We start from the raw sequence: 24442 nt of genomic DNA on the forward strand, positions 1-24442 counted from the left end.
CATACTTTGTCGATATGAGCTCTGACCGGCCCGCCAGACTGGAAAAAAGGCCGGTGGGTGGGGAAGATAGCCCCAGAGACGCGAATACTGTTGTAAGCGAAGAAAGGAGTTTGTTATGGCCGTATGGGTCAATGCCCGTGTTAAACAGGTTACCGACTGGACCGACGCGCTATTCAGTCTGACGGTGACGGCACCCGTCGATCCCTTTACTGCCGGGCAATATGCCAAGCTGGCACTGGAAATTGACGGTGAACGTGTCGTGCGCGCCTATTCCTTTGTGAACGCGCCCAGCGATGAGAATCTGGAGTTCTATCTGGTCACCGTACCGGAAGGGAAACTCAGCCCGAGACTGCACGCACTGAAACCCGGCGACGAGGTGATGATCACTCAGGATGCGCAGGGTTTCTTTGTCATCGATGAGGTTCCACAGTGTGAAACCCTGTGGATGCTGGCAACCGGCACTGCCATTGGCCCGTATCTGTCCATTCTGCAGGAAGGGAAAGGGCTGGAACGCTTTAACAATATCGTTCTGCTTCATGCCGCGCGTTACGCACAGGATCTGAGCTACCTGCCGCTGATGCAGGCATTGCAGCAGCGCTACAGCGGGAAACTGCAGATCCAGACCGTCGTCAGCCGCGAAGAGAGTCCCGGATCGCTCACCGGCAGGATCCCCGCGCTGATTGAAAGTGGTGAGCTGGAAGCCGCCACCGGCTTAACGATGGATGCGGATAGCAGTCATGTCATGCTGTGCGGTAACCCGCAGATGGTACGTGATACGCAGCAGGTGCTAAAGGAGACCCGGGGAATGCGTAAGCATCTGAAACGCAAACCCGGGCATATGACCAGCGAACATTACTGGTAGTCAGAGGCCCGGCGACGCAGGAAAACAACCGGCTGCGTCGCTTTACCAAAGCGGTTATCCCCCACCGTTCCGGTAAATCCTCCCAGTTCGACCAGCATACTCACCAGGATCAGCGTGGGAATAAAACGCCCCACCACCCACTGCAGATCACCGGGCAGCATCGTCCAGTGTCCCGCCATCAGCATCCAGGCCAGAATAAACAACAGCGCCCACTGGCCGCCTTTGTTGCGGTCATGCAGCCGCTTAACCAGCACCGCACTCGCAGGCCACAGCAGGGCCACGACACAGAAGGCTGCCGTCTGGGTATCCAGCCAGCCGTTGCCCGCCAGAGTGAACAGCAGCACCAACATTAAAATCCAGGCCGCCTGCCAGATCCAAAAATCCCGCCGACCCAGACGGCCACGAAAAGAGAAACACCATTGCTGTAACGTCATTATTTTTATCTCAGAGTCCGGGTGCCCTTTGACTTTGCGGGTCATTGTCCGTTTTAATCTTGGGCTGAGTTTACAGGTTAGGGCCATTGATATGAAGAACGCGATTTGGGCAGGGATGGCACTGCTATCCGCCATGATATTCCCTGCAGCACACGCCAGTCCCGATCCACAGAACCGTACCGAGCATCTTCCTGCCGCGCCCTATCTGCAGGCAGGCGCCCCGACCTTTGATATGACTATCGGTCAGTTTCGCGAAAAGTATAATGCTGCCAATACAACGTTACCGTTAAGTGAATATCGCGCCATTGACAGTCGTGATGATAAAAGCAATCTGACGCGTGCTGCCAGCAAGATCAACGAAAATCTTTATTCATCGACCGCGCTGGAACAGGGAACAGGTAAAATCAAAACGTTGCAGATTACCTGGCTCCCGATCCCTGGCCCCGAACAGAAACCGTCACGCGACAAAGCGGTAGCCTATATCGCCGCACTTATCCGCTTCTTTGAACCGATGCTCAGTGACGAACAGAGCATGAAACGGGCCGAGGAACTGCTGGCCAAAGGTAAAGGGTCGCGCTTTTATCAGCAAACCGAAGGGGCGCTGCGTTACATCGTGGCCGATAACGGCGATAAAGGATTAACATTTGCTGTGGAACCGTTGAAACTGGCGTTAAGTAACCCCTGAGATGAAAGACCCAAAGGATGACGAAAAGCAAAGCCTTTCCGGTGTTTGATCTCTATACTGTCTGGCAGACAATGCTGCCTGCTGGCAGCTTTAATACTCTCTAAGCGTGGAGGATACAATGCGACATCCATTAGTTATGGGTAACTGGAAACTGAACGGCAACAAACACATGGTCAACGAACTGATCGCCGGTCTGCGTACCGAGTTGAGCGGTGTTGATGGTTGTGGTGTGGCGATTGCTCCGCCTGTGATGTATCTGGATCAGGCGAAACATGCCATTTCCGGTAGCCATATCGCACTGGGTGCGCAGAATGTCGACGTCAACCTGTCTGGCGCATTCACCGGTGAAGTCTCTGCTGACATGCTGAAAGATCTGGGTGCACAGTACATCATCATTGGTCACTCTGAGCGCCGTACTTACCACGCTGAAAGCGATGAGCTGATCGCGAAGAAATTTGCCGTGCTGAAAGCAGCGGGTCTGATCCCAGTGCTGTGCATCGGTGAAACCGAAGCGGAAAACGAAGCGGGTAAAACGGAAGAAGTGTGCGCTCGCCAGATCGACGCCGTGCTGAACACCCAAGGTGCTGATGCCTTCAACGGTGTTGTCGTGGCGTATGAACCGGTTTGGGCCATCGGTACCGGCAAATCAGCCACCCCGGCTCAGGCTCAGGCCGTGCATAAATTTATCCGTGACCACATTGCCAGGAAAGACGCGACGGTAGCTGCTCAGGTTATCATCCAGTACGGCGGTTCAGTGAACGACAAGAATGCTGCAGAGCTGTTTGCTCAGCCGGATATCGACGGTGCCCTGGTGGGCGGCGCATCACTGAAAGCGGATGCTTTCGCCGTGATCGTTAAAGCTGCTGCCGCAGCGAAAAAAGCCTGATGATCGCCTCCTGCCCCTCACGGGGCAGGATTCAACCAAACGCATCAACTAAGGCTTTCAGGCGCTGCGCACTTCCGGTAAACCCTTCCCGTGGCAACGTTGTCACACTCAGTACCAACCCCCGACGAACGCCATCCTGATACCACACTGAAAGCGGTGTCGGTGCCATATCATACGCCAGCGCTTCATGGGCGATACGCGTATCCTGGCAGCCTTCCGGCAGTATGATGATCACAGCCAGTGCGGCACGGGTGGCCTGCGGAAAAAAGGGTTTAAGCGCTGCCAGCAATTCCAGCAGCCGCTCGTTATAAAGCCGTTTCATACGGCGCAGATGACGCATGAAATGGCCTTCATGAAGAAATTCAGCCACCGCGTTTTGCAGCACGAAGGATGAGGCCGGCGCCAGCAGCGCGGCCGCTTCACCAAAATGTGCCGCCCTGTCTGCCGGCACCACCAGATACCCCAGACGCAGGGAGGGACTGAGGGTTTTACTGAAAGTACCGATATGCAGGACACGCCCGCTATCCAGCGCCGCCAGCGCCGGTGCCGCCCGCCCCTCCAGCTGAAGTTCGCCGAGATAGTCATCCTCAATGATCCAGCTGCCCTGCCGTTTTGCCCACGCCAGCAGAGCGGCACGCCGATCCAGCGACAGCGTCATCCCCAATGGTGCCTGCTGACCGGGCGTCACCAGTACGCCGGCCGCCTCTTTCGCAAGGTGTATCCCCTGCTCCACACACAGCCCCTGTTCATCGACCGGGACGGGAACCGTTTCCACACCCGCCAGCGTCAGGGCGTTACGGGCCAACAGATAACCCGGGTCTTCCATCCATACCCGCTGCCCGTGTAAACCCAGTGCCAGACAAATCAGTCCCAGCGCCCCCGCATAGCCGTTAGTGAGGATCACCTGCGAAGCCTGGCAACGAATACCGCGCGCCATCGACAGATAGCTGACCAGCTGCTGACGTAGCGCCAGGCTCCCGCGCGGATCGGGATAGCCAACGGGTTTACTGACCATTTCCCGGGCGTGACGCGTCAGAATCCGCGACCAGACTTTTGCCGGAAAAGCATCGCTGGCAGGCACTCCCATCTGGAAGGTCAGCGGGGGATGATCGAACGCGTGAACAATGGCGGCAAGCGGTGCCACTACGGCCGTATCCGGCGGTTGGGTAGCACCCCGCGGCCGCTGAACATCGCTGACCCAGGTCCCCGCAGCCCCTTTTGCCACCAGCAACTGGCTGTCCACCAGCATGTCGTAGGCCACCCGTACCGTGCCGCGTGCCACGCCAAGCTGGGCGGCCAGATCCCGGCAGGAAGGCACCCGCGCACCGGGTTTCAGACGACCTTCGTCAATCGCCCGGGTTATTTCCTCGCGTATCTGTTCGCTCAGCGAGCGACCGGTATCTCGCCGCAGCAGAATACCGGAAACAGATGGACCAATGTTTTTGTGAATTCCTGGCACTTTCGACAGCCCATAAAACGAAGGAAAATAAAGTCCAACCCCGATAAAAGGATAAGACCATGAGCGAACGTATCGACTTTTACTCAGCTTCACCGGCAGGCATGAAAGCACTGGCAGGCGTCGGCAGCGTTGTGGCAAAGAGCGGTCTGCCGCATGACATCGTCGAGTTAGCCTTTCTGCGCGTCTCACAGATTAATGGCTGTGCATACTGTATCGATATGCATACCAAAGCGTTACACAAAGCCGGCCTGCCGTGGGACAAAATTGTGCTGACTCAGGTCTGGCGTGAAGCCGGTCAGTGGTTCAGCCTCCGTGAACAGGCCGCACTTGCCTGGGCCGAATCGCTAACGCTGATTGCACAGACCAATGCGCCTGATGAGGTTTTTGCTCAGGTGCAAGCAGAATTTAGCGATGCAGAAGTGACTGACCTGAGCATTGCCATTGGTCTGATGAATGCTTACAACCGACTGGCCATTGGCCTGCGTAAGTTACCCGACAGCGTTCCGCGAGATTAATACCAGGCAGTTCAGTCAGTTAGCCAACACATTCCGATGTTTTGTCCCCTGCCATCATGGGCCGTTCAACGGCCCGTATAAATGTTACTTATTTTATAAGACCTATCATTCTCATTTTTAATCTTTAAACACTTTTTTAATTACCCCGTAACAATGCTATATTTTCCGACGCTTTTGAACAGCAATTAAACACATTCGGTTGGTGTGGTTTTTTGACTGTCAGCAATCCTTATCAGGGCAAAGCAGTCAGACGGGGAACAACAATTCAGCCCTGCCTCTCTACTTAACATGTTGATTTCCTTTATCACACGGAGATGTTGTCTCATGCGCAAAATGGCAGTAGAGAAGCACGTCGATGTATTACTGATTGGCGGTGGCGTGATGAGCGCCACCCTCGGTACCTACCTGCAAGAGCTTGAGCCAGACTGGCGTATCGGCATGGTAGAACGTCTGGATGGGGTGGCAGAAGAGAGTTCAAACGGCTGGAACAACGCCGGTACGGGCCACTCAGCCCTGATGGAGCTGAACTACACCCCGGAAAATGCCGACGGCTCTGTCGATATTAAGAAAGCGGTCGAAATCAACGAAGCATTTCAGATTTCCCGCCGCTTCTGGGCCCACCAGGTACAGCGTAATGTCCTGCGCAATCCGCGCAGCTTTGTCACCAGCGTGGCGCATATGAGCTTCGTCTGGGGCGAGGATAACGTTAACTTCCTGAAGAAACGTTTTACCGCCCTGCAGCAAAGCACCCTGTTCCGCGGCATGGAGTTTTCAGAAGACCCTGCGCAGGTCAGAGAGTGGGTGCCGCTGGTAATGGAAGGGCGTGACACCACGCAGAAAGTGGCGGCAACACGCATTCCTACCGGCACCGATGTCAATTTCGGTGAAATTACCCGTCAGCTGGTCGCCTCCCTCGAAAAGAGCCCAAATTTTGAGCGCCAGACCCGACACGAAGTACGGGCCATCAGGCGCAACGACGACGGCAGCTGGAGCATTACCGTAACCGACCTGAAAAATCACGATGAGAAAACCGTCATCAGGGCGAAATACGTGTTTATCGGTGCCGGCGGAGCAGCGCTGACGCTGTTGCAGGCATCCGGCATCCCCGAGGCGAAAAACTACGCGGGGTTCCCGGTCGGCGGCGAATTCCTTGTTACCGATAATCCAGAGGTGGTACAGCGTCACCACGCGAAGGTGTACGGTAAAGCGTCCGTCGGCGCGCCGCCGATGTCAGTGCCGCACCTGGATTCCCGCACGCTGGACGGCAAACAGGTGCTGCTGTTCGGGCCGTTTGCTACCTTCTCAACCAAGTTCCTTAAGCAGGGCTCGCTGTGGGATATGTTCGGATCCATCACGCCGTCGAATCTGATGCCGATGGTCCGTGTGGGTCTCGATAACTTCGATCTGGTGAAGTATCTGGTGGGCCAGGTGATGCTGAATGAGGATGACCGCATGAACGCCGTGCGTGAATACTTCCCGGAAGCCCAAAAAGCGGACTGGCGGCGGGTGAAAGCCGGACAGCGCGTGCAGATTATTCAGAAGGATGCGAATAAAGGCGGCGTACTGAAGCTGGGTACCGAAGTGGTCACCTCGCAGGACGGCACCATCTCTGCCCTGCTGGGTGCCTCACCCGGCGCCTCAACCGCCGCGCCAATTATGCTCGATCTGATGAGCAAGGTTTTCAGGCAGCAGATGCAGTCCCCGGAATGGCAGAGCAAGCTGAAGGCGATCATTCCGTTTTATGGCCAGCGACTGAACGGTAATGTCGCGGCCACCGAGCGCGAGCTGGCTGAAACCAGCCGGATACTGCAGCTGGACTATGCGCCAATGAACCCGGCTGCCAATGACGAACCCGTCGTTGTAGTGGATTCCGTGGTCGGTAAATAAAGCGCCAGGGCCGATTGCACGTTGCGATCGGCCCTGCGTTTTATGCCACCTGAAACGCTTCCACCAGCATCCACAGCGTCGTAGCCAGCAGTGATAGCGCCATCAGGGTGTTGAACAGCTGGAGTTTCCACGCCACCTGTAAATGTTTCCCCAGCCGATCGCCCATCATTGCCCAGATCAGGATGCAGGGCAGATTCAGCACCATAAAACTCAGCATCACCGTGAGGATTGTGCTGTTCACCGTGTACATCAGTGCGACGTTTATCGCCATCAGCCAGGCTTTCGGATTCACCGCCTGGAAGAGTGCGCCGCCGATCATCGTCATTGGTCGCGCTTTCTCACGCAGCTCCGGCGCACCGGAACGGAAGATCTTCCACGACAGCCACAGCAGATAGGTGCAGCCCAGCAGGGTCAGCGGAAGACGCATCGCCCCCATCCACTGCAGTAGCAGTTCAAGCATGACCCCCGCCAGCACCGTCTGTAAGCCACACCCGATCAGAATGCCGCTGACCATCGGCAGCGTGCGGCGGATGCCAAAATTTACCCCGGAGGTCGCCAGCATCAGATTGTTCGGGCCAGGGGTAATCGACATCACGGTCACATAGCTGATAAAAGAGGGATCAAGCATGATTTTTGTCCTGCATTTCAAGTGAGGCCCTCAGTGTAATCAGCCCTCCTCAATGGTAACAGATGCAGAAACGAGTTATTGTAATGAGTACAATAATGAATAAACGATAACTGTACCCATGAGTTAAGGAGGATATTGTGTCCACCATTGAACCGCAGGCTACGCTCTATCATCAGCTGGCAGAAACGCTGGCAGAGGCCATCCATCAGGGGACCTTTATGCCCGGCAGTCGTCTTCCGGCGATCCGCCGCTGTGCCAGCAGCCATCAGGTCAGCGTGAATACCGTCCTGACCGCCTACGGTATTCTTGAAGATCGCGGCCTGATCGAAGCCCGCCCTCAGTCTGGTTATTATGTGCGCGATACGCTGCCGTCACTGACGCGGCAGGCATTTCAGCCCACCGGCGTCCGCTCCCCCAGTAGCGAAAAGCTCGATCTGATTGATACGGTGTTCGCCGCCCAAAACCACAGTGAGTACACCAATATCTCCCTGGCCTGCCCGCAGAGCGGAGACTTCTTCCCGACGGCGAAAATCAGCCGGATTATCGCCTCGCTGATGCGACGTGAGCCCGATCTGATTGGCCGCTACGCTCTGCCACCGGGCAGCCTGCGCCTGCGGCGTGAAATTGCCCGCCGATCGATGGCGTTGGGCATGAGCCTCAGCGCTGAAGATGTCACCCTCACGCACGGCTGTATGGAGGCCCTTCAACTGGGCCTGCGCGCCGTCACCCGGCCCGGCGACTGCGTCGGCGTGGAGACACCCACTTATTTTTACCTGTTCCCCCTGCTGGCCAGCCTGGGCCTGAAAGTGGTGGAGATCCCGACCGATCCGCAGTTCGGGCTGTCGCTGGATGCGCTTGAGCTGCTGCTACAGGAGAAGCGCATCCAGGCGCTGATTGCCATGCCGAATGCGCAGAACCCCCTGGGCAGCAGCATGACGCTGGAAGGGAAAAAGCGGCTGGCGCGCCTGGTAAACCATTATCAGGTGCCGCTGCTGGAGGATGGCCTGTACAGTGAGCTGCAGTTTTGCTGGCCGCTGACCCCGGCAGTGAAAGCCTTTGATGAAGACGGCTGGGTAATGTACTGCACCAGCTTCACCAAAACCGTCGCGCCTGACTTCCATCTCGGCTGGATTGCCGCCGGGCGCTTCAGCCAGCAGCTGGCACGGCTGAAGGCCGTCTCTTCTCTGGCAGAGTCGCGGCTGCTGTCGGAAGCGCTGGGGCATTTTCTTGAATCGGGCGGCTATGACCATCATCTGCGCTCGCTGCGCCGTCGTTACGCCGCGCAGCTCGAAGAGGCGCGCGGTATTATTGCCCGCCATTTCCCGCAGGGGACACGCGCTACCCGGCCCAGCGGCGGCTTTGTCTTCTGGGTCGAACTGCCGGGCAACGTTGATACTCTGGAACTGTTCCATCGCCTGCTGCAGGAGAAGATCTGCCTGACGCCCGGCGCCCTCTATACGCTGTCCGAACGCTGCAACCACGCGCTGCGGCTCTCCTGCTGTTACCCGTTTGACGAGCGCTATACCTGGGCACTGAAGCGTACCGGAGCGGTGGCCTGCGAAATGAGCGGGATTGCCGCCGGAATGTAAGGGCGGGATGCCCACAAAGGGTCATTCCATGCGGGGCTAAGGGGTACCGTTGCGACCCCAGGTCGCATACCCTTTGCGTCCGGTCAGACGTTCATAGTAGGCGCGTACAGCGGGAAAATCCGCGTGGTCGAGCGGCGTTTCAAACCAGCGGTTCACCGACAGGCCAATGGGAATATCCGCCAGTGAGAATGACTCCCCAGCCACATACGCGCCGGTGCGCTCAAGCTGCTGGTTAAGGATGCCCATGGTGTACGTCCAGCCTTTAGTGGCGGCAGCGAGCAGGCGCGGATCCTGGTGAGCCGGGGAGTGGCGTACCAGTGACATAAATGCGTAGCGCCAGGCCGTGTTCAGCTCTGTGGCCTGCCAGTCAATCCACTGGTCGACGCGCGCACGCCGCTGAGGTGCCGTGGGGTACAGCGCTTCCCCGCCGTACGCATTGGCCAGGTAACGAATAATGGTGTTCGATTCCCACAGGATAAAGTCGCCGTCCTGGATAACCGGGATCAGCGCATTCGGATTCATTGCCTTAAATTCAGCGTCCTGCGGCGACTTAAAACCGTCGCCCCACTCCTCACGCCGGAAGGAGATTGCCAGCTCATCGCAGAGCCACAGCACTTTTCTGACATTAATAGATGACGCACGACCCAATATTTTCAGCATAAAAACATCACTTTTTTAAACCACTGTGGTTTATTAATACCCATAATAGCCGGGGCTGACAACCTTCATCCGGTCGTTCAGCCAGGAACCTTCACACTGACAGGAAGCGCTATGACGCCATTACGCCCTTTTAAACAGGTTGATGTATTTACCTCCACCCCCTACAACGGCAACCCGCTAGCGGTGATCATGGATGCCAGCGGCCTGAGCGACGATCAGATGCAGTCGATCGCCCGCTGGACCCATCTGTCGGAAACAACGTTTGTGCTACCCCCGACCGACCCTGCTGCCGACTATCGGGTGCGTATTTTCACCCCGGATACCGAATTCCCTTTTGCCGGCCACCCCACGCTGGGCACCGCTCACGCCCTGCTCGAAGCCGGGATCGCGCTGAAAACCCCCGGCCAGATTGTGCAGGAGTGTGGGCTGGGGCTGGTGCGTGTCACCATCAGTGACGACGGCACGCTGGCCTTCGCCGCCCCGGAAGCCATCCTTACCCCGTTCAGCGACGCGTCGATCACCAAGGCCCTGAACAGCAGCGATCTGGAAGCGCAGCTTCCGGTGATGATTGCCGATATGGGTATTCGCTGGCTGCTGGTGCCGATGACGTCTGCTGATGCCGTGCTGGCGATTAAGCCAGACGTGGTGGCGTTTGCCCGACTGGTACAACAGGCCGGTGTCGACGGGGTGATGCCCTTTGGTCCGTTAGCCGGCGGGAGTGAACAGTATGAAGTGCGTGGCCTGATGATTGAGCAGGGCAGCCTGGCCGAAGATCCGGTGACCGGCAGTGCCAATGCCTGCCTGGCCCGCTACCTGCAGGCACGCGGCGTGGAGTTGGATTACCGCGTGCGTCAGGGGACGGCCATGCAGCGGGCGGGCCGCCTGAGCGTCACCTGGGCCGCAGATGGCGTGTGGATTGGTGGTCAGACCGTCACGGTGATCGACGGTACAATCCGGGTATAGCCCGGCATCAACAGGGCGGACCTTTTCAGTCCGCCCACCTTTACAGAAACATCCCGCCCGATGCCTCGATGCGCTGTCCGTTCACCCAGCGGCACCCCTCGCTGAACAACGCCGCAACCGCATCACCGATATCATCAGGCAACCCGACCCGGCCCAGCGCAGTCTGTGATGCCACAAAGGCGTTCATTGCCGCATCATCCCGTACTCGTCCGTCACCAAAATCCGTCTCAATTGCCCCCGGTGCGAGGATGTTAACGGTGATACCGCGTGCGCCCAGCTCTTTCGCCTGATAGCGCGTCAGTACCTCCATAGCCCCTTTTACGGCGGCGTAGGCACTGGAACCCGGCAGGCTGAAACGCGCCAGGCCGCTGGACACATTGAGGATGCGTCCGCCATCCGCCATCAGCGGCAGCAGGGCCTGCGTCAGGAAAAAGGGCCCTTTAAAATGGATGTTCACCAACTGGTCAAATTGCGCCTCGGTGGTGTCCATAAAGGGCGCATACAGTGCCGTACCGGCATTGTTGAATAAATAATCAAATGTTTCACGCTGCCAGATTTTTTCCAGCTGATGCGTGACTTCAGTAACAAAGACGCTGAAACCCCGACTGTCGCCTGCGTCCAGCGCAAGCGCCACGGCACGGCCTCCCAGCGCCTGAATCCGGGCGACAACGGACTCTGCCGCCTGCTTCTGACTACGGTATGTCAAAATCACATCAATGCCCTTCTCTGCGAGTTTTAAGGCGGCATTTCGGCCTAAACCCCGGCTTCCGCCGGTAATCAGTGCTATTTTCTGGCTCATTTTGTACTCCTGATGAAGGCTGTGGACAAAAATGAGGATATTACCGCTCATCTGTTCTATAAATGTCTTCATATACGCTTCACTGTTCCATTTATTACAACAATGAGCACAGCAATGGATAAAATTCACGCAATGCAGGTGTTTGTCCGGGTGGCAGAAATGCAGAGTTTTACCAAAGCGGCAGAAAGTCTCGGTCTGCCTAAAGGCAGCCTGTCGCGTCAGATCCAGGCCCTGGAAAATAGCCTCGGCTCACGTTTGCTGCACCGGACTACGCGCCGCGTGCAGCTCACTCAGGACGGGCAGATTTATATCGAACGCTGCCGCGACGTGCTGGCCACGCTGGATGAGATGGATGCCCTGTTTCAGCACGATCCTGCCACCCTCAGCGGACGGCTGCGAGTGGATATGCCGGTCAGTCTGGCCAGTAACTATCTGCTCCCGCTACTCCCGGACTTTCTGCAACAGTATCCGGGCATTGAGCTGGAACTCAGCAGCAGCGACCGTCGTGTGGATGTGATCCGCGAAGGCTTTGACTGTGTGGTGCGCGTTGGTGTGCTGGAGGATTCCGGTTTAATCGCCCGTCAGATTGGTTATCTGCCGCTGATTAACTGCGCCAGCCCGGACTATCTGGCGCGCTTTGGCACGCCTGATACCCTGGAAGCACTGTCTCAACATGCCATGGTTCATTACAGCCAGCATCTCGGCGGGCCACCGGGCGGGTTTGAATATGATGACGGGAAAACCACCCGGTTGATCAAGACCGGCGGTACGATGACCGTTAACAGCACAGAAACCTACCGGGCTGCCTGTATCGCCGGGTTGGGTATTATTCAGGTACCCCGGGAGGGTGTTTTACAGGCCCTGAAAGAAAAAAAACTGGTCGAAATCCTGCCCCAGTTTCCCGCCCGCCCGATGCCCGTCGCCCTGCTCTACCCGCATCGCCGGAACCTGGCACGCCGGGTACGGGTATTTATTGAATGGCTCAGTCAGACGCTCACGCATTACGTCACCTGACCAGCAGACTATAATGAGCGGCAGTCAGTTTTTTTATAAGGATAACGAAGGATTCATGGCAGACAATCAACAGCGTACAACCCAGCCCACAGAGAAGCCGGCAGAAAAACCGCTTATCTCACTAAAAACCGGTAATCATACGGTCGATAAATCCCTGTCTCGCGTATCGAAACTGGTCGAGTGGTTCCGGGCCATCCCTGCGGTGGCACACTTTATTCGCGCCGGTGAACGCTTTAACGATCGTCTCGGCAGCCAGTTCGGGGCCGCTATCACCTACTTCTCTTTTCTCTCACTGATCCCGATCCTGATGGTGTCCTTTGCCGGTGTCGGTTTTGTGCTGGCCTCGAATCCTGACCTGCTGGCAAAACTGATCAACACGATCGTCAGTAATATCAGCGATCCCTCGCTGGCGGCCACGCTGAAAAGCACGGTAAATACGGCTATTCAGCAGCGTACTACCGTCGGTCTGACCGGCCTGCTGGTGGCGCTTTATTCCGGGATTAGCTGGATGGGAAATCTGCGCGAAGCGATACGCGCTCAGTCACGGGATGTCTGGGAGCGAGCGCCACAGGATGAGGAAAAAATCTGGTTTAAATACTCGCGGGACTTTATCTCTCTGACCGGGCTGGTGCTGGCATTGATTATCACGCTGTCGCTGACGTCGATTGCCGGGGCGGCACAGGCCGCTATCGTGCGTGCGCTGGGGCTGGAAGGCATTGAGTGGCTACGCCCTGCGATGACGCTGATTGCGTTATCGATCTCGATCTTCGCCAACTACCTGCTGTTTTTGTGGATTTTCTGGATACTGCCGCGCCATAAGCCGCGCAAAAAAGCCCTGTTTCGCGGTACGCTGCTGGCGGCGATAGGATTTGAGGTGATTAAATTTATTATGACCCTGACGCTGCCAAAGCTGGCGTCTTCGCCCTCCGGCGCTGCGTTCGGATCGGTACTGGGTCTGATGGCGTTTTTCTATTTCTTTGCGCGCCTGACGCTGTTCTGCGCGGCCTGGATTGCGACCGCTCAGTACAAGAATGATCCGGAACCGGAACAAAACCAGCGTGTACAATAGCCTCTGAGGAGGCGGGTCGACCGGACAGAAGGTCGACCCGGCAAAAGGCTGGCGGGATTATTTCACTAATGCACAGCTGTGGTCCTGCAACTCCTCGGCAGAGGCCCGGTTTAGCATCAGCAAATTGCGTTTCACCACCATCAACACACGTCTGCCGTCCGCTAACACGGCAATGGCGATACCGTAACTCCCCATATCATCGCGAGCACCGGGCAACTCATTGGCAATACGGATAAACGGGCTGGTCCGTTTAAACTCATCGCGCGTCATCGTTCTGACCTCATATTCATGACTGCCCAACTGCAGGCTTTGCCATTTTGCGGTCAGACGGTGATCCAGCTTGTCCAACTGCTCACGGATATCCGGCCGCAGACAGGAGATATGAATGTGCAACTGATTCTGAGAACGACCCCAGCGCGAATTAACCGCCAGAGAAAATACCCGATCGTCCATTATGGCGCCGTGCTTCTCTTCCATAAAGTGACGCGCCCGCCAGGCTTCTGACAGGTAATTAGGCGTGGCGGGGTTGAGCAATTTTTCACTCTCCACGCCGGTAATTTTCGCCACCGGCATCAGCAAAAATTGTAATGCCCCATTCCTGTCTTTGAGTACGACATACCCGTCTGAAATATTGACCAGGCGACAGGGGGAAGGATTATTTTTATTTTCCTGACCGGGCACACATTGCTGGCTAACAATGTTCCACAACTGGTCTGCATTACTGTTAAATTTCAGTGCGATACAAGCAAAACCGACGGTTACTACTACCACTATAGCGACCAGCGTGATAACAACCCGCCTTCGTCCCAGCATTTTTTCTGAACCTCTGTACCTTGGTTGCTCACAATGTAGTCTAAGACGTGAAAAATATCATGCGAAATTATCCCGTGGTGCAACATTTATTTAAAGCAAAGAAAATCAGCAAGCTCTTAATTCTATTAACACTGAGACAAATAAAAAGGGCCGACAATAGTCGGCCCTTGTAAAATATCGCACATAAAGCAAATTAGCGCTTCATTACCTGATCATAAGTTCCGCCTTCGGCGAAGTGAGTTTTCTGTGCCTGAGCCCAGCCTCCAAACTTATTATCAATAGTAAACAGTTTCACCGGCTGGAACGCGCTGGCGTATTTCTTCGCTACCGCGGCATCGCGGGGACGATAGTAATTCTGTGCGGCGATGTCCTGACCTTCCGGAGAATAAAGATACTTCAGGTATTCATCCGCCACTTTACGGGTATCGCGGTCATCCACGACTTTATCAACCACAGAAACCGTCGGTTCCGCCAGGATGGATTCACTTGGGGTAATGATATCGAACTTATCTTTACCCAGTTTGTTCACCGCCAGATACGCTTCATTTTCCCACGCAATCAGGACATCACCGATGCCGCGCTCGACAAAGGTATTCGTCGCCCCGCGTGCGCCTGAATCCTGTACTTCGACGTTTTTAAACAGCGCCTTCACATACTCCTGGGCTTTAGCCTGATCGCCATGATTCTGATCCAGCGCCCAGCCCCAGGCAGCCAGATAGTTCCAGCGGGCACCGCCGGAGGTTTTCGGGTTCGGAGTAATCACCGATACGCCTGGTTTGATCAGATCCTGCCAGTCGTGAATTTTTTTCGGATTACCTTTACGTACAAGGAACACAATGGTGGAGGTATAAGGCGCGGAGTTGTCCGGCAGACGTTTGATCCAGTTTTTATCGATACGGCCGCGTTCGGCAATCGCATCAACATCCGAGGCCAGCGCCAGTGTCACCACATCGGCTTTGATGCCGTTGATAACGGAGGTGGCCTGCTTGCCAGAACCACCATGTGACTGGCGGATCACCACGTTGTCACCCGTTTCCTGTTTGTAATGTGCACTGAAGGCTTTATTGTACTGTTCGTACAACTCCCGGGTTGGATCGTAAGAGACATTCAGCAACTGAATATCCTTCGCCAGTACGCTGGTCGAGGCCAGTAACAGGGTAATGCCCACACTCCACTTCTTCATTGCACCTACTCCCAAAGATGTTATCTGTCAGGGAGCGTGACACAAAGTAATCCGTGAATTAAAGAATTAAAAATTAGCTGTAATAACCATATGGAATAACGCGTTGCATAAGAAAGGCGCTGGCCGGCAGCGCCCTGTTTTTCATCAATAAAGTTTCTTAGCGGTATCCAGCCAGTCACCTTTAAACGGACGCTTCATATTTTCAATCGCGTCGATGATGTCATGATGCACCATCTTCTCGTTCTGAATCCCCACGCAACGACCGCCGTAGCCCTGCAACAGTAACTCAATCGAGTAGGCACCCATGCGGGAAGCCAGAATACGATCGTAAGCCACTGGCGCTCCGCCGCGCTGGATGTGTCCCAGCACCGTGGCACGCGTTTCACGTTTAGTTTCTTCTTCAATATACTTTGCCAGGTCGTCGATATCACAGATGTGTTCGGTGATGGCCACGATAGCGTGCTTCTTACCTTTAGCGATACCCGCTTTAATCTCACTGACCAGCTCTTCGCGCGTGTAAGGGATTTCAGGCAGCACGATAAATTCACAGCCGCCCGCAATGGCCGCCGCCAGCGTCAGGTCACCACAGTAGCGCCCCATCACTTCAACAATGGAAATACGCTGATGTGAAGAGGAGGTATCACGCAGGCGGTCAATCGCTTCTACCACGGTTTCCAGCGCGGTAAAGTAGCCGATGGTGTAGTCAGTGCCCGCCACGTCGTTATCGATAGTGCCCGGCAGACCGATGCACGGGAAGCCCATCTCGGTCAGACGCTTGGCCCCCATGTAAGAGCCGTCTCCGCCAATGACCACCAGCGCATCAATACCGCGCTTTTTCATATTCTCGATGGCAACGGTGCGCACATCGTCGTTACGGAATTCAGGGAAACGCGCAGAGCCCAGGAAGGTTCCTCCGCGATTAATCATATCCGACACGCTGTAGCGGTCGAGGTTAACCATGCGATCTTCATACAGGCCCAGGTAGCCGTCATAAATGCCACACACTTCCAGCCCTTCACTGAGCGCGGCGCGAACAACACCCCGGATCGCAGCATTCATACCTGGGGCGTCGCCGCCGCTTGTCAGTACACCGATTTTTTTGATCATGACAACCTCTGAACTTGATGATGCAAATGATGAATTCTGGACGCCGGAGCGGGTCGACGTAGGCGAACGAGATAACCGACTCAATTGTTGGCAATAGTATATCAAACCCTGAAAGCTGAATTGATTCAGGTCAGGCAACTTTCGGCTATTTTTTTTGCGTTACGTCACGTTTTAACCAGTGTAATCGCTAACCATTTCATTTAGAAACGCTTTCCTGATCAAAATTGCCTTTTCGGCCTTCAGGCACCACCGAACAGGGATCCTGATGGATAATGACATCAGAATCGGGAAAACGGTGCAGTAATGCCTGTTCAACCTGTTCCGCTAACTGGTGAGCCTGGTGCAAAGGAAGATCGTCGTCCATTTCCAGATGCAGCTGAATAAAACGTGTCGGGCCTGACTGGCGGGTACGAATATCATGTGCACCCTGCACACCGGGCCAGCCGGCCACGATATCTATAATCGCCTGATGTTCATCGGCAGGCAGAGCGCGGTCAAGCAGGGCCTGAACCGCGTCATATCCCATACGCAATGCACTGTATAAAATCCATACCCCAATCCCTAATGCAAACAGCGCATCTGCACGATGATAACCGTACCAGCTTAAGGCCAGTGCCAGCAGAATAGCGCCATTCATCACCACATCAGACTGATAATGCAACATATCCGCACGGATAGCCTGGCTGCGCGTATGGCGAACCACCCAGCGCTGGAATGTCACCAGCACCAGCGTCGATATCAGGGCAATCAGGGTAACCACCATGCCAACCAACGGGGCTTTCATGGGTTCGGGAGAGGCCAGGTGCTGCAATCCGGTAAGGAACAGAAACAGTGCAGAACCAGAGATAAACATACTCTGTGCCAGCGCCGCAAGAGATTCGGCTTTACCATGGCCAAAGGTGTGCTCCGCATCGGCAGGCTGTAATGCATAGCGTACCACCAGCAGGTTGGTCAGCGATGCAGCAATATCCACAAGGGAATCCACCAGCGCAGCCAGAACGCTGACCGACCCCGTGTACCACCAGGCAAATATTTTGATAATCAGCAGGAGTGAAGCCAGCGTTGTGGCCGCCAGTGCCGCCGAATTAACCAGACGGGCATAGTTTGCATTCATGGAAAACTCCATAATAACGAATGCTCAGTATACTGGGTTTCAGGCAAAAAAAACCCCGCCATCATGGCGGGGGAAGACAGGGATGTGTCTATGGCAAGGAAAAACAGGGATACTATGTTACTGGGTACTGCCGGTACTACTTGCTGCCTGCAGCGGAGAAAACTGCTGCATATTCGTTAGCCTGCGCATTTCATTAAAGCGCTGCTGGTGTTTCTTTTCCAGGACGTCCTGCTGCTGAGGCGTTAACAGGTGATACATCTGGTTGCGAACCCGGGCAATCTCTACCTGCCGAGCCACTTCCGCCTGTGCCATTTTCTCTGCCTGAGCCTGATAGGCCGTCTGGTCAAATTTATCTGCAATAATCAGTTCGTGCAGTCGCTCTAAATCGTTAATACTTATAGGAGAACGATCGTGCCGTGCCTGCTGCATCAGATCGCGTAGCTGCTGTCGCTGCTGTTCTGTCAGGTTAATGCCATCAAACATATGGCTTTGTGTAACCTGTCTCAGCGTATGGTTTGCTGCGTCATCCTGATGCATCTCATCAGTCGTCGCGACGTTATCAGCCCATGCGGCGGAGAGAGTGAACATCAGCGCCGGAACGACAACGACGGCGGTAACTTTACGCATCGTTTACTCCCAGGTTTGTTTCCGTATTTCGATTCAACGAGAATGAGTCTACGGTGCCTGCTGCAAACATGCGTCAGGGGGTGTAAAACTACGTAAAGTCATGGATTGAGCGCATTCGTTCACGGTATTTTGCCTGCGGAGGGCAATAAAAAATGAATAAAATCCTGTTGGTTGACGATGACCGCGAATTGACTTCGCTGCTTAAAGAATTGCTTGAAATGGAAGGATTCAACGTGCTGGTTGCCGGTGACGGCGAGCAGGCACTGGCGCTACTGGACAGCTCTGTCGATCTCTTATTACTGGATGTGATGATGCCGAAGAAAAACGGCATTGATACCCTGAAGGAACTGCGTCAACAACACCAAACGCCGGTCATTATGTTAACCGCGCGTGGCAGTGAACTGGACCGTGTGCTGGGTCTGGAACTGGGGGCAGATGACTACCTGCCGAAACCCTTTAACGACCGCGAACTGGTTGCACGTATTCGTGCCATTTTGCGCCGGTCAAACTGGAGCGAACAGCAGCAACAACAACATGACAATAGCTCGCCAACGCTGGAGGTGGACTTACTGCGGCTGAACCCGGGTCGTCAGGAAGCCAGCTTCGACAATGTCACGCTGGATTTAACCGGCACCGAGTTTACGCTGCTCTATCTGCTGGCACAGCATCTGGGGCAGGTGGTGTCGCGTGAACATCTGAGCCAGGAAGTGCTGGGCAAACGTCTGACCCCGTTTGACCGCGCCATTGATATGCACATCTCCAACCTACGGCGTAAGTTGCCGGAGCGCAGAGACGGTCATCCGTGGTTTAAAACACTGCGCGGCCGGGGATACCTGATGGTGTCTGCAACATGATATCCAGCCTGACCACCCGCATCTTTGCCATTTTCTGGCTAACCCTGGCGCTGGTACTGATGCTGGTGTTAATGCTGCCCAAACTTGACTCCCGTCAGATGACGCCGCTGCTGGATAACGAGCAGCGTCAGGGGACCATGATTGAACAGCACGTTGAGGCGGAGCTGAGTCAGGACCCGCCCAATGATTTAATGTGGTGGCGCAGGCTGTTCCGCGCCATCGATAAATGGGCCCCGCCCGGTCAACGCCTGCTGCTGGTGACCAGCGAGGGGCGCGTGATTGGCGCACAGCATAACGAAATGCAGGTGATCCGAAACTTTATCGGCCAGGCCGATAATGCCGATCACCCGCAGAAGAAGAAATATGGCCGGGTAGAGATGGCAGGGCCTTTTTCCATTCGTGATGGGGAAGATAATTACCAGCTGTATCTGATCCGTCCGGCAGGCAGTTCCCAGCTCGATTTTATCAATCTACTGTTTGACCGCCCGCTGCTGCTGCTGATGGTCACTATGTTGATCAGCTCACCGCTTTTGCTCTGGCTCGCGTGGAGCCTGGCAAAACCGGCGCGTAAGCTGAAACATGCAGCCGATGATGTTGCGGCAGGGAATCTGCGTCAGCGACCTGAACTGGAATCAGGCCCGCAGGAGTTCCAGGCTGCCGGTGCCAGTTTTAATCAGATGGTCAGCGCGCTGGAACGCATGATGAATGCCCAGCAGCGGCTGCTTTCTGATATTTCGCATGAGCTACGTACCCCACTCACCCGCCTGCAGCTGGCGACTGCGCTGATGCGCCGCCGCCACGGTGAAGGCAAAGAGCTGGGGCGTATTGAAATGGAGGCACAGCGGCTGGACGGTATGATTAACGATCTGCTGGTCTTATCCCGCACGCAGCATACCAATGCACTGATCAGCGAAGCGATTAAGGCCAACCACCTGTGGTCAGGGGTGCTGGAAGATGCGCGCTTTGAAGCCGAGCAGGTAGGGAAAACCCTTGAGGTCCCTTACCCGCCTGGCCCGTGGCCGCTGTACGGCAACCCCAGCGCGCTGGAAAGCGCCCTGGAAAATATCGTACGTAATGCACTGCGTTATTCTCACAGTAAGATTTCTGTCAGTTTTGCTGTGGATAAACAGGGCATCACCATCCACGTTGATGATGATGGCCCGGGAGTCAGCGCTGAAGATCGCGAGCAGATTTTCCGCCCGTTCTACCGTACCGATGAAGCCCGCGATCGGGAGTCCGGCGGAACAGGTCTGGGCTTGGCGATTGTTGATAATGCTATTCAGCAGCACCGTGGCTGGGTGAAAGCCGACGACAGCCCGCTGGGCGGTCTGCGTCTGACGATTTGGCTGCCGCTGTATACCACTCAACGTGAATAATTTGCTATCCTTCGGCCCTCGTTCCTGAGGGCCGTTACATGCTAAATATCGTTTTATTCGAACCCGAGATCCCCCCTAACACCGGCAACATCATTCGCCTGTGCGCCAATACCGGCTTTAAGCTACACCTCATCGGGCCGCTCGGCTTTGCCTGGGATGACAAGCGGCTGCGTCGTGCCGGACTGGATTATCATGAGTTCACCGCCATCGCTCATCATGACAGCTATGCGGCGTTTGCCGCGGCAGAAGCCCCCCAGCGAGTGTTTGCCCTGACGACTAAGGGGACACCGGCCCACAGCGCTGTCAGCTATCAGGCGGGTGATTACCTGCTGTTTGGCCCGGAAACGCGCGGCCTGCCCGCCAGTATTCTTGACGCACTGCCCGCACAGCAAAAAATCCGCATCCCGATGATGCCGGACAGCCGCAGCATGAATCTCTCTAATGCCGTTTCAGTGGTGGTGTATGAAGCGTGGCGGCAGATGGGTTACGCAGGGGCGTTAATTAAGGAGTAGCGGAGCGTGAGGACAGATTTTACACCTCTATCAAGGGCCGTCGGTGTCGCAGCCAGTTTGCGTTCGGCCAGCGCGCAGTCACCGCAGCGTGCATGCAGTACGTGAGGATGACGAGCACTGCCCGGACACAAAATGGCAAGTAAACCAGGCTTAATCAGATGCCGTCGCCGAATTCGAAGCCTGGCACCATGCCATTAAAATGCTGGTCCATATCCATGGACGGTTTATCGCTGCCCGGTTTGCCTACAATGCGCGCCGGTACGCCCGCTGCAGTGGTATGTGGTGGCACGGGCTGTAAAACCACGGAACCCGCCCCGATCTTCGCCCCGCGTCCGACTTCAATATTGCCGAGGATCTTCGCACCCGCACCGATCATCACCCCTTCACGGATCTTCGGATGACGGTCACCGCTGGTTTTTCCCGTACCGCCAAGGGTGACGGACTGCAGGATGGAAACATCATCTTCAATGACGGCGGTTTCACCCACCACAATACCGGTAGCATGATCGAGCATAATCCCGCGGCCGATTTTGGCTGCCGGATGAATATCGACGGCAAACGAAACGGAAATCTCGTTTTGCAGATAGACGGCCAGCGCACGACGCCCCTCGTTCCACAGCCAGTGGCCGATACGATAAGCCTGCAATGCGTGGAAGCCTTTCAGGTAGAGCAACGGCGTGGAGTATTTGTCGACAGCCGGATCTCGCTGGCGTACCGCCTGGATATCACAGGCAGCAGAGACGATCATCGAGGGATCCTGACGGTAGGCATCCTGGATCACTTCACGGATGGCAATGGCGGGCATGATCGGATTCGCCAGCTTGTTTGCCAGCATGTAGCTGAGGGCGCTCCCCAGGTCATCATGTTTGAGCAGAGTAGCGTGGTAAAAGCTGGCCAGCATGGGTTCACAGTCGGCCAGCGCACGTGCCTCCGTTTTAATGCTATCCCAGATAATTTCAGGCTCTACACATGGCATGACTCTCTCCCCATTAAAAATGGCGTCCGGTCAGACGCCACAGGCTCCAACACGTCGATCCGGTTCAGCTTCCGCTGTTTTCGTCCTTCCTTGTGCGCCCGAGCAGACTCAATGCTGCCTCGCGTGCATTTTTTCCGCAATAGAGCACCTGATAAATCTGCTCGGTAATTGGCATTTCTACGCCAAACCGCGCGGCCAGTGCCTTCACTTCTTTAGTATTGCGGTAGCCTTCCACCACCTGACCGATGGTGTTCTGGGCACCTTCCACATCGGCACCCTGCCCCAGCATCATGCCAAAACGACGGTTACGCGACTGATTATCGGTGCAGGTCAGCACCAGATCGCCCAGCCCCGCCATGCCCATAAAGGTGGTCGGATCGGCACCCAGCGCCGCGCCCAGCCGGCTCATTTCTGCCAGGCCCCGGGTGATTAACGCGGTGCGCGCATTGGCCCCAAAGCCAATACCATCTGACATACCTGCGCCGATAGCGATGACGTTTTTCACCGCGCCGCCCAGCTGCACGCCGATAAAGTCAGGATTATTGTAGACCCGGAAGCTTTTGCCACAGTGCAATAACTGCTGCAGGTCATCAGCGAACACGGCGTCCGTAGCCGCCAGAGCAATGGCCGTCGGCAGACCGGCTGCCAGCTCTTTGGCGAAGGTCGGGCCAGAGATTACCGCCAGCGGAATAGTCTCGCCCAGGATCTCACGGGCCACATCCTGCAGCAGTCGCCCCGTCTCTTTCTCCAGACCTTTCGTTGCCCAGACCAGACGCGAATCCGCGCGCAGGTAAGGTTTGATCTGCTGCAGCACGTCACCAAACACATGGCTTGGCACCACCACCAGTAAATCACGGCTGGCCGCTATCGCCGTCGCAAGGTCGGTTTCAAGATGAAGGGTATCCGGGAAAGGAACATCGGGGAGGAAAGCGGTATTACAACGGTCGGCCTGTAACTGCGCCTGATGCCGGGGGTTGTGCCCCCATAGCACCACATTGTGGCCGTTACGAGCCAGCGTAATCGCCAAAGCGGTGCCGTACGAGCCGGCACCGATGACGCTCATGGATGCATGAGGGCTATCCATTAAGCATCCTGCTGAGGCGCTGCACCTTCTGACTGCTGCAGGTAGTTCATAAACAGCGCGTCAAAGTTGACCGGAGCAAGGTTCAGCTGCGGGAAGGTACCACGGGAGACCAGGCTGGTAATGCACTCACGCGCATACGGGAACAAAATGTTCGGGCAGTAGGCACCCAGGCAATGGGCCATCTGCGTCCCTTCGATTCCGCCGATAGAGAAAATACCGGCCTGCTGTACTTCACACAGGAACGCAGAGTCTTCACCCACGGTAGCGGTGACGGTCACACGCAATACAACTTCATACACATCGTCAGCCAGCTGGCTTGACGCGGTGTCCAGATCCAGTTTGACTTCCGGCTCCCACTCTTTCTGGAAAACCTGTGGCGCGTTTGGCGCTTCGAAAGAGACATCTTTGGTGTAGATACGCTGGATCTGGAAAGACATCTCGGTATTGTTCTGTTCTGACATGGTACGTAATCCTATAGGTTAATAATCCGTTACTCTGCTGCAGCAATCGTCAGGCAATATGCGCCAGAATGCGCAGCCTTCCCTAGTTTAACAACGGGCTAAGGCCATCACGACCTTCAAGTGCAAACAGGTCGTCACAACCGCCGATGTGCTGTGCATCAATAAAAATCTGCGGAACGGTTGTCCGGCCGCTACGTTTTATCATCTCTTCACGCAGGGAAACATCCCCATCAATAGGGATTTCCTTGAAATTAACGCCCTTCTGACTCAGCAATGCTTTCGCACGGTGACAGAAAGGACAGGTCGCTTTGGTGTAGATCTCAACGTTTGCCATGCCAGAACTCCCGTAATTTATTTACCGCGAACCAGCGGCAGGTTGTCACCACTCCAGCCGGAGACGCCATCTTTCAGCACGTAAACCCGCTCGAAGCCTGCTGCATTCAGCTTGGTCGCTGAATCAGAGGCAGATGTTCCGGTTGCACACACGACGATCAGTGGCTGCGCTTTATGTTTTTCAAGCTCGCCGAAGCTGCCTTTTTTAATATCTGCTGCCAGCACGTTCATCGCGTTAGAAATATGGCCCTTGCGGTAATCATCGCGCCCACGCACGTCCACTACCACGGCATCTTCTTTGTTAATTAAGCGGGTGGCTTCACCCCGGCTAATCACTTTTACTTTGGAGAACATGCCTTTAACGGTGGTCACGATCACCAGTACCAGCAAAACAACCCACGCCAGACCTAAAATGGTGTGATTGCCTGCGAACTGCATAATATCTTGCATGAGGGGTAACAACTCCCGAAAGGGTTAATAAGCTAAAAACAAGGCTTCTGAGTATACCTGCCAGGAGTGTCATGTACAGTCGAGAAGCCCTTCAGAGTTATG

Annotated in this window: 27 protein-coding genes; 12 read left to right on the forward strand and 15 right to left on the reverse strand. The window is 55.5% G+C overall.

Annotated elements, in window-relative coordinates; all coding sequences use genetic code 11:
- Positions 1–115 precede the first annotated feature (115 nt).
- The gene (fpr, locus tag EPE01S_RS15475; protein WP_062746825.1) at positions 116–862 is read left to right on the forward strand and encodes a ferredoxin--NADP(+) reductase; all 747 of its coding nucleotides are present in this window, start codon (positions 116–118) and stop codon (positions 860–862) included.
- Here fpr and EPE01S_RS15480 read toward each other — a convergent pair.
- Positions 853–1296 carry a DUF805 domain-containing protein gene (locus EPE01S_RS15480; protein WP_062746828.1) on the reverse strand — a complete coding sequence of 148 codons (444 nt, stop codon included), beginning with the start codon at positions 1294–1296 and terminating at the stop codon, positions 853–855. The genes fpr and EPE01S_RS15480 overlap by 10 nt on opposite strands.
- A 91-nt stretch (positions 1297–1387) precedes the next feature.
- Here EPE01S_RS15480 and EPE01S_RS15485 point away from each other — a divergent pair, with 91 nt between their 5' ends.
- Positions 1388–1981, forward strand: coding sequence for a YiiQ family protein (locus EPE01S_RS15485; RefSeq protein ID WP_062746831.1), 594 nt, complete (start codon positions 1388–1390; stop codon positions 1979–1981).
- A 118-nt stretch (positions 1982–2099) separates the two neighbouring features.
- Positions 2100–2867, forward strand: coding sequence for a triose-phosphate isomerase (gene tpiA, locus EPE01S_RS15490; RefSeq protein WP_062746833.1), 768 nt, complete (start codon positions 2100–2102; stop codon positions 2865–2867).
- Between the two features lie 31 nt (positions 2868–2898).
- Here tpiA and pdxR read toward each other — a convergent pair whose 3' ends face one another.
- The gene (pdxR, locus tag EPE01S_RS15495) at positions 2899–4326 is read right to left on the reverse strand and encodes a MocR-like pyridoxine biosynthesis transcription factor PdxR (RefSeq protein ID WP_062746835.1); all 1428 of its coding nucleotides are present in this window, start codon (positions 4324–4326) and stop codon (positions 2899–2901) included.
- A gap of 59 nt (positions 4327–4385) precedes the next feature.
- On the opposite strand from pdxR, the gene EPE01S_RS15500 reads away from it, so the two are divergent.
- Both EPE01S_RS15500 and mqo read left to right on the forward strand, forming a co-directional pair.
- Entirely contained in the window at positions 4386–4841 is a 456-nt protein-coding gene (locus tag EPE01S_RS15500; protein ID WP_062746837.1) for a carboxymuconolactone decarboxylase family protein, read from the forward strand.
- A gap of 288 nt (positions 4842–5129) precedes the next feature.
- The gene (mqo, locus tag EPE01S_RS15505) at positions 5130–6728 is read left to right on the forward strand and encodes a malate dehydrogenase (quinone) (protein WP_072277470.1); all 1599 of its coding nucleotides are present in this window, start codon (positions 5130–5132) and stop codon (positions 6726–6728) included.
- A gap of 40 nt (positions 6729–6768) precedes the next feature.
- Here the strand turns inward: mqo and EPE01S_RS15510 are convergent, their stop codons facing one another.
- Positions 6769–7356 (reverse strand): LysE family translocator, encoded by a 588-nt coding sequence (locus EPE01S_RS15510; RefSeq protein ID WP_062746843.1) that lies wholly within the window; start codon positions 7354–7356, stop codon positions 6769–6771.
- A gap of 137 nt (positions 7357–7493) precedes the next feature.
- Here EPE01S_RS15510 and EPE01S_RS15515 point away from each other — a divergent pair, with 137 nt between their 5' ends.
- Complete coding sequence (locus tag EPE01S_RS15515) at positions 7494–8945, forward strand: aminotransferase-like domain-containing protein (protein ID WP_062746845.1); 1452 nt, start codon at positions 7494–7496, stop codon at positions 8943–8945.
- Between the two features lie 36 nt (positions 8946–8981).
- On the opposite strand, the gene EPE01S_RS15520 is transcribed toward EPE01S_RS15515, so the two are convergent.
- The gene (locus tag EPE01S_RS15520) at positions 8982–9605 is read right to left on the reverse strand and encodes a glutathione S-transferase family protein (RefSeq protein WP_062746847.1); all 624 of its coding nucleotides are present in this window, start codon (positions 9603–9605) and stop codon (positions 8982–8984) included.
- Between the two features lie 111 nt (positions 9606–9716).
- Here EPE01S_RS15520 and EPE01S_RS15525 point away from each other — a divergent pair, with 111 nt between their 5' ends.
- Positions 9717–10568, forward strand: a complete 852-nt coding sequence (locus EPE01S_RS15525) for a PhzF family phenazine biosynthesis protein (protein ID WP_062746849.1) — start codon at positions 9717–9719, stop codon at positions 10566–10568.
- A 40-nt stretch (positions 10569–10608) separates the two neighbouring features.
- Here EPE01S_RS15525 and EPE01S_RS15530 read toward each other — a convergent pair whose 3' ends face one another.
- Positions 10609–11367, reverse strand: coding sequence for an SDR family NAD(P)-dependent oxidoreductase (locus tag EPE01S_RS15530; RefSeq protein WP_062746851.1), 759 nt, complete (start codon positions 11365–11367; stop codon positions 10609–10611).
- A 114-nt stretch (positions 11368–11481) separates the two neighbouring features.
- Between EPE01S_RS15530 and EPE01S_RS15535 the strand changes: the two genes are divergently transcribed.
- Together EPE01S_RS15535 and yhjD are read left to right on the forward strand one after the other, a co-directional pair.
- Positions 11482–12381, forward strand: coding sequence for a LysR family transcriptional regulator (locus EPE01S_RS15535; RefSeq protein ID WP_062746853.1), 900 nt, complete (start codon positions 11482–11484; stop codon positions 12379–12381).
- A gap of 55 nt (positions 12382–12436) precedes the next feature.
- Positions 12437–13450 carry an inner membrane protein YhjD gene (yhjD, locus tag EPE01S_RS15540; RefSeq protein ID WP_062747028.1) on the forward strand — a complete coding sequence of 338 codons (1014 nt, stop codon included), beginning with the start codon at positions 12437–12439 and terminating at the stop codon, positions 13448–13450.
- A 57-nt stretch (positions 13451–13507) separates the two neighbouring features.
- Here yhjD and EPE01S_RS15545 read toward each other — a convergent pair whose 3' ends face one another.
- From EPE01S_RS15545 to cpxP, 5 genes are all read right to left on the reverse strand, one after another.
- On the reverse strand, positions 13508–14263 hold the full coding sequence (locus EPE01S_RS15545) for a CDP-diacylglycerol diphosphatase (protein ID WP_062746855.1): 756 nt from the start codon (positions 14261–14263) through the stop codon (positions 13508–13510).
- A gap of 193 nt (positions 14264–14456) precedes the next feature.
- Positions 14457–15446, reverse strand: a complete 990-nt coding sequence (locus EPE01S_RS15550) for a sulfate ABC transporter substrate-binding protein (protein ID WP_062746858.1) — start codon at positions 15444–15446, stop codon at positions 14457–14459.
- 144 nt (positions 15447–15590) lie between these two features.
- The gene (pfkA, locus tag EPE01S_RS15555; protein WP_062746860.1) at positions 15591–16553 is read right to left on the reverse strand and encodes a 6-phosphofructokinase; all 963 of its coding nucleotides are present in this window, start codon (positions 16551–16553) and stop codon (positions 15591–15593) included.
- Between the two features lie 196 nt (positions 16554–16749).
- Positions 16750–17667 carry a CDF family cation-efflux transporter FieF gene (fieF, locus tag EPE01S_RS15560; protein WP_062746862.1) on the reverse strand — a complete coding sequence of 306 codons (918 nt, stop codon included), beginning with the start codon at positions 17665–17667 and terminating at the stop codon, positions 16750–16752.
- A 117-nt stretch (positions 17668–17784) separates the two neighbouring features.
- Positions 17785–18294, reverse strand: a complete 510-nt coding sequence (gene cpxP, locus EPE01S_RS15565) for a cell-envelope stress modulator CpxP (RefSeq protein ID WP_062746866.1) — start codon at positions 18292–18294, stop codon at positions 17785–17787.
- Between the two features lie 152 nt (positions 18295–18446).
- Here cpxP and cpxR point away from each other — a divergent pair, with 152 nt between their 5' ends.
- Genes cpxR through trmL form a run of 3 tightly spaced genes read left to right on the forward strand, consistent with a single transcriptional unit; the run spans position 18447 to position 21036 of the window.
- Positions 18447–19148: an envelope stress response regulator transcription factor CpxR gene (gene cpxR / locus EPE01S_RS15570; RefSeq protein ID WP_062746869.1), complete on the forward strand. Its 702-nt coding sequence runs from the start codon at positions 18447–18449 to the stop codon at positions 19146–19148.
- Positions 19145–20524 carry an envelope stress sensor histidine kinase CpxA gene (gene cpxA, locus EPE01S_RS15575; protein WP_062746871.1) on the forward strand — a complete coding sequence of 460 codons (1380 nt, stop codon included), beginning with the start codon at positions 19145–19147 and terminating at the stop codon, positions 20522–20524. Before cpxR ends, cpxA begins: the two co-directional genes overlap by 4 nt.
- 38 nt (positions 20525–20562) lie before the next feature.
- Positions 20563–21036 carry a tRNA (uridine(34)/cytosine(34)/5-carboxymethylaminomethyluridine(34)-2'-O)-methyltransferase TrmL gene (gene trmL, locus EPE01S_RS15580; RefSeq protein ID WP_062746873.1) on the forward strand — a complete coding sequence of 158 codons (474 nt, stop codon included), beginning with the start codon at positions 20563–20565 and terminating at the stop codon, positions 21034–21036.
- Between the two features lie 154 nt (positions 21037–21190).
- Here the strand turns inward: trmL and cysE are convergent, their stop codons facing one another.
- The 5 genes from cysE to EPE01S_RS15605 form a co-directional block, all read right to left on the reverse strand.
- Positions 21191–22012, reverse strand: coding sequence for a serine O-acetyltransferase (gene cysE, locus EPE01S_RS15585; RefSeq protein ID WP_062746875.1), 822 nt, complete (start codon positions 22010–22012; stop codon positions 21191–21193).
- A 64-nt stretch (positions 22013–22076) separates the two neighbouring features.
- Positions 22077–23096 carry an NAD(P)H-dependent glycerol-3-phosphate dehydrogenase gene (gene gpsA / locus EPE01S_RS15590; protein ID WP_062746877.1) on the reverse strand — a complete coding sequence of 340 codons (1020 nt, stop codon included), beginning with the start codon at positions 23094–23096 and terminating at the stop codon, positions 22077–22079.
- Complete coding sequence (gene secB / locus EPE01S_RS15595) at positions 23096–23557, reverse strand: protein-export chaperone SecB (RefSeq protein WP_062746879.1); 462 nt, start codon at positions 23555–23557, stop codon at positions 23096–23098. Before secB ends, gpsA begins: the two co-directional genes overlap by 1 nt.
- Before the next feature lie 82 nt (positions 23558–23639).
- On the reverse strand, positions 23640–23891 hold the full coding sequence (gene grxC, locus EPE01S_RS15600; RefSeq protein ID WP_062746881.1) for a glutaredoxin 3: 252 nt from the start codon (positions 23889–23891) through the stop codon (positions 23640–23642).
- A 17-nt stretch (positions 23892–23908) separates the two neighbouring features.
- Positions 23909–24340 (reverse strand): rhodanese-like domain-containing protein, encoded by a 432-nt coding sequence (locus EPE01S_RS15605; protein ID WP_062746883.1) that lies wholly within the window; start codon positions 24338–24340, stop codon positions 23909–23911.
- Positions 24341–24442 lie beyond the last annotated feature (102 nt).

The organism is Erwinia persicina NBRC 102418, assembly GCF_001571305.1.
Lineage (GTDB): Bacteria > Pseudomonadota > Gammaproteobacteria > Enterobacterales > Enterobacteriaceae > Erwinia > Erwinia persicina.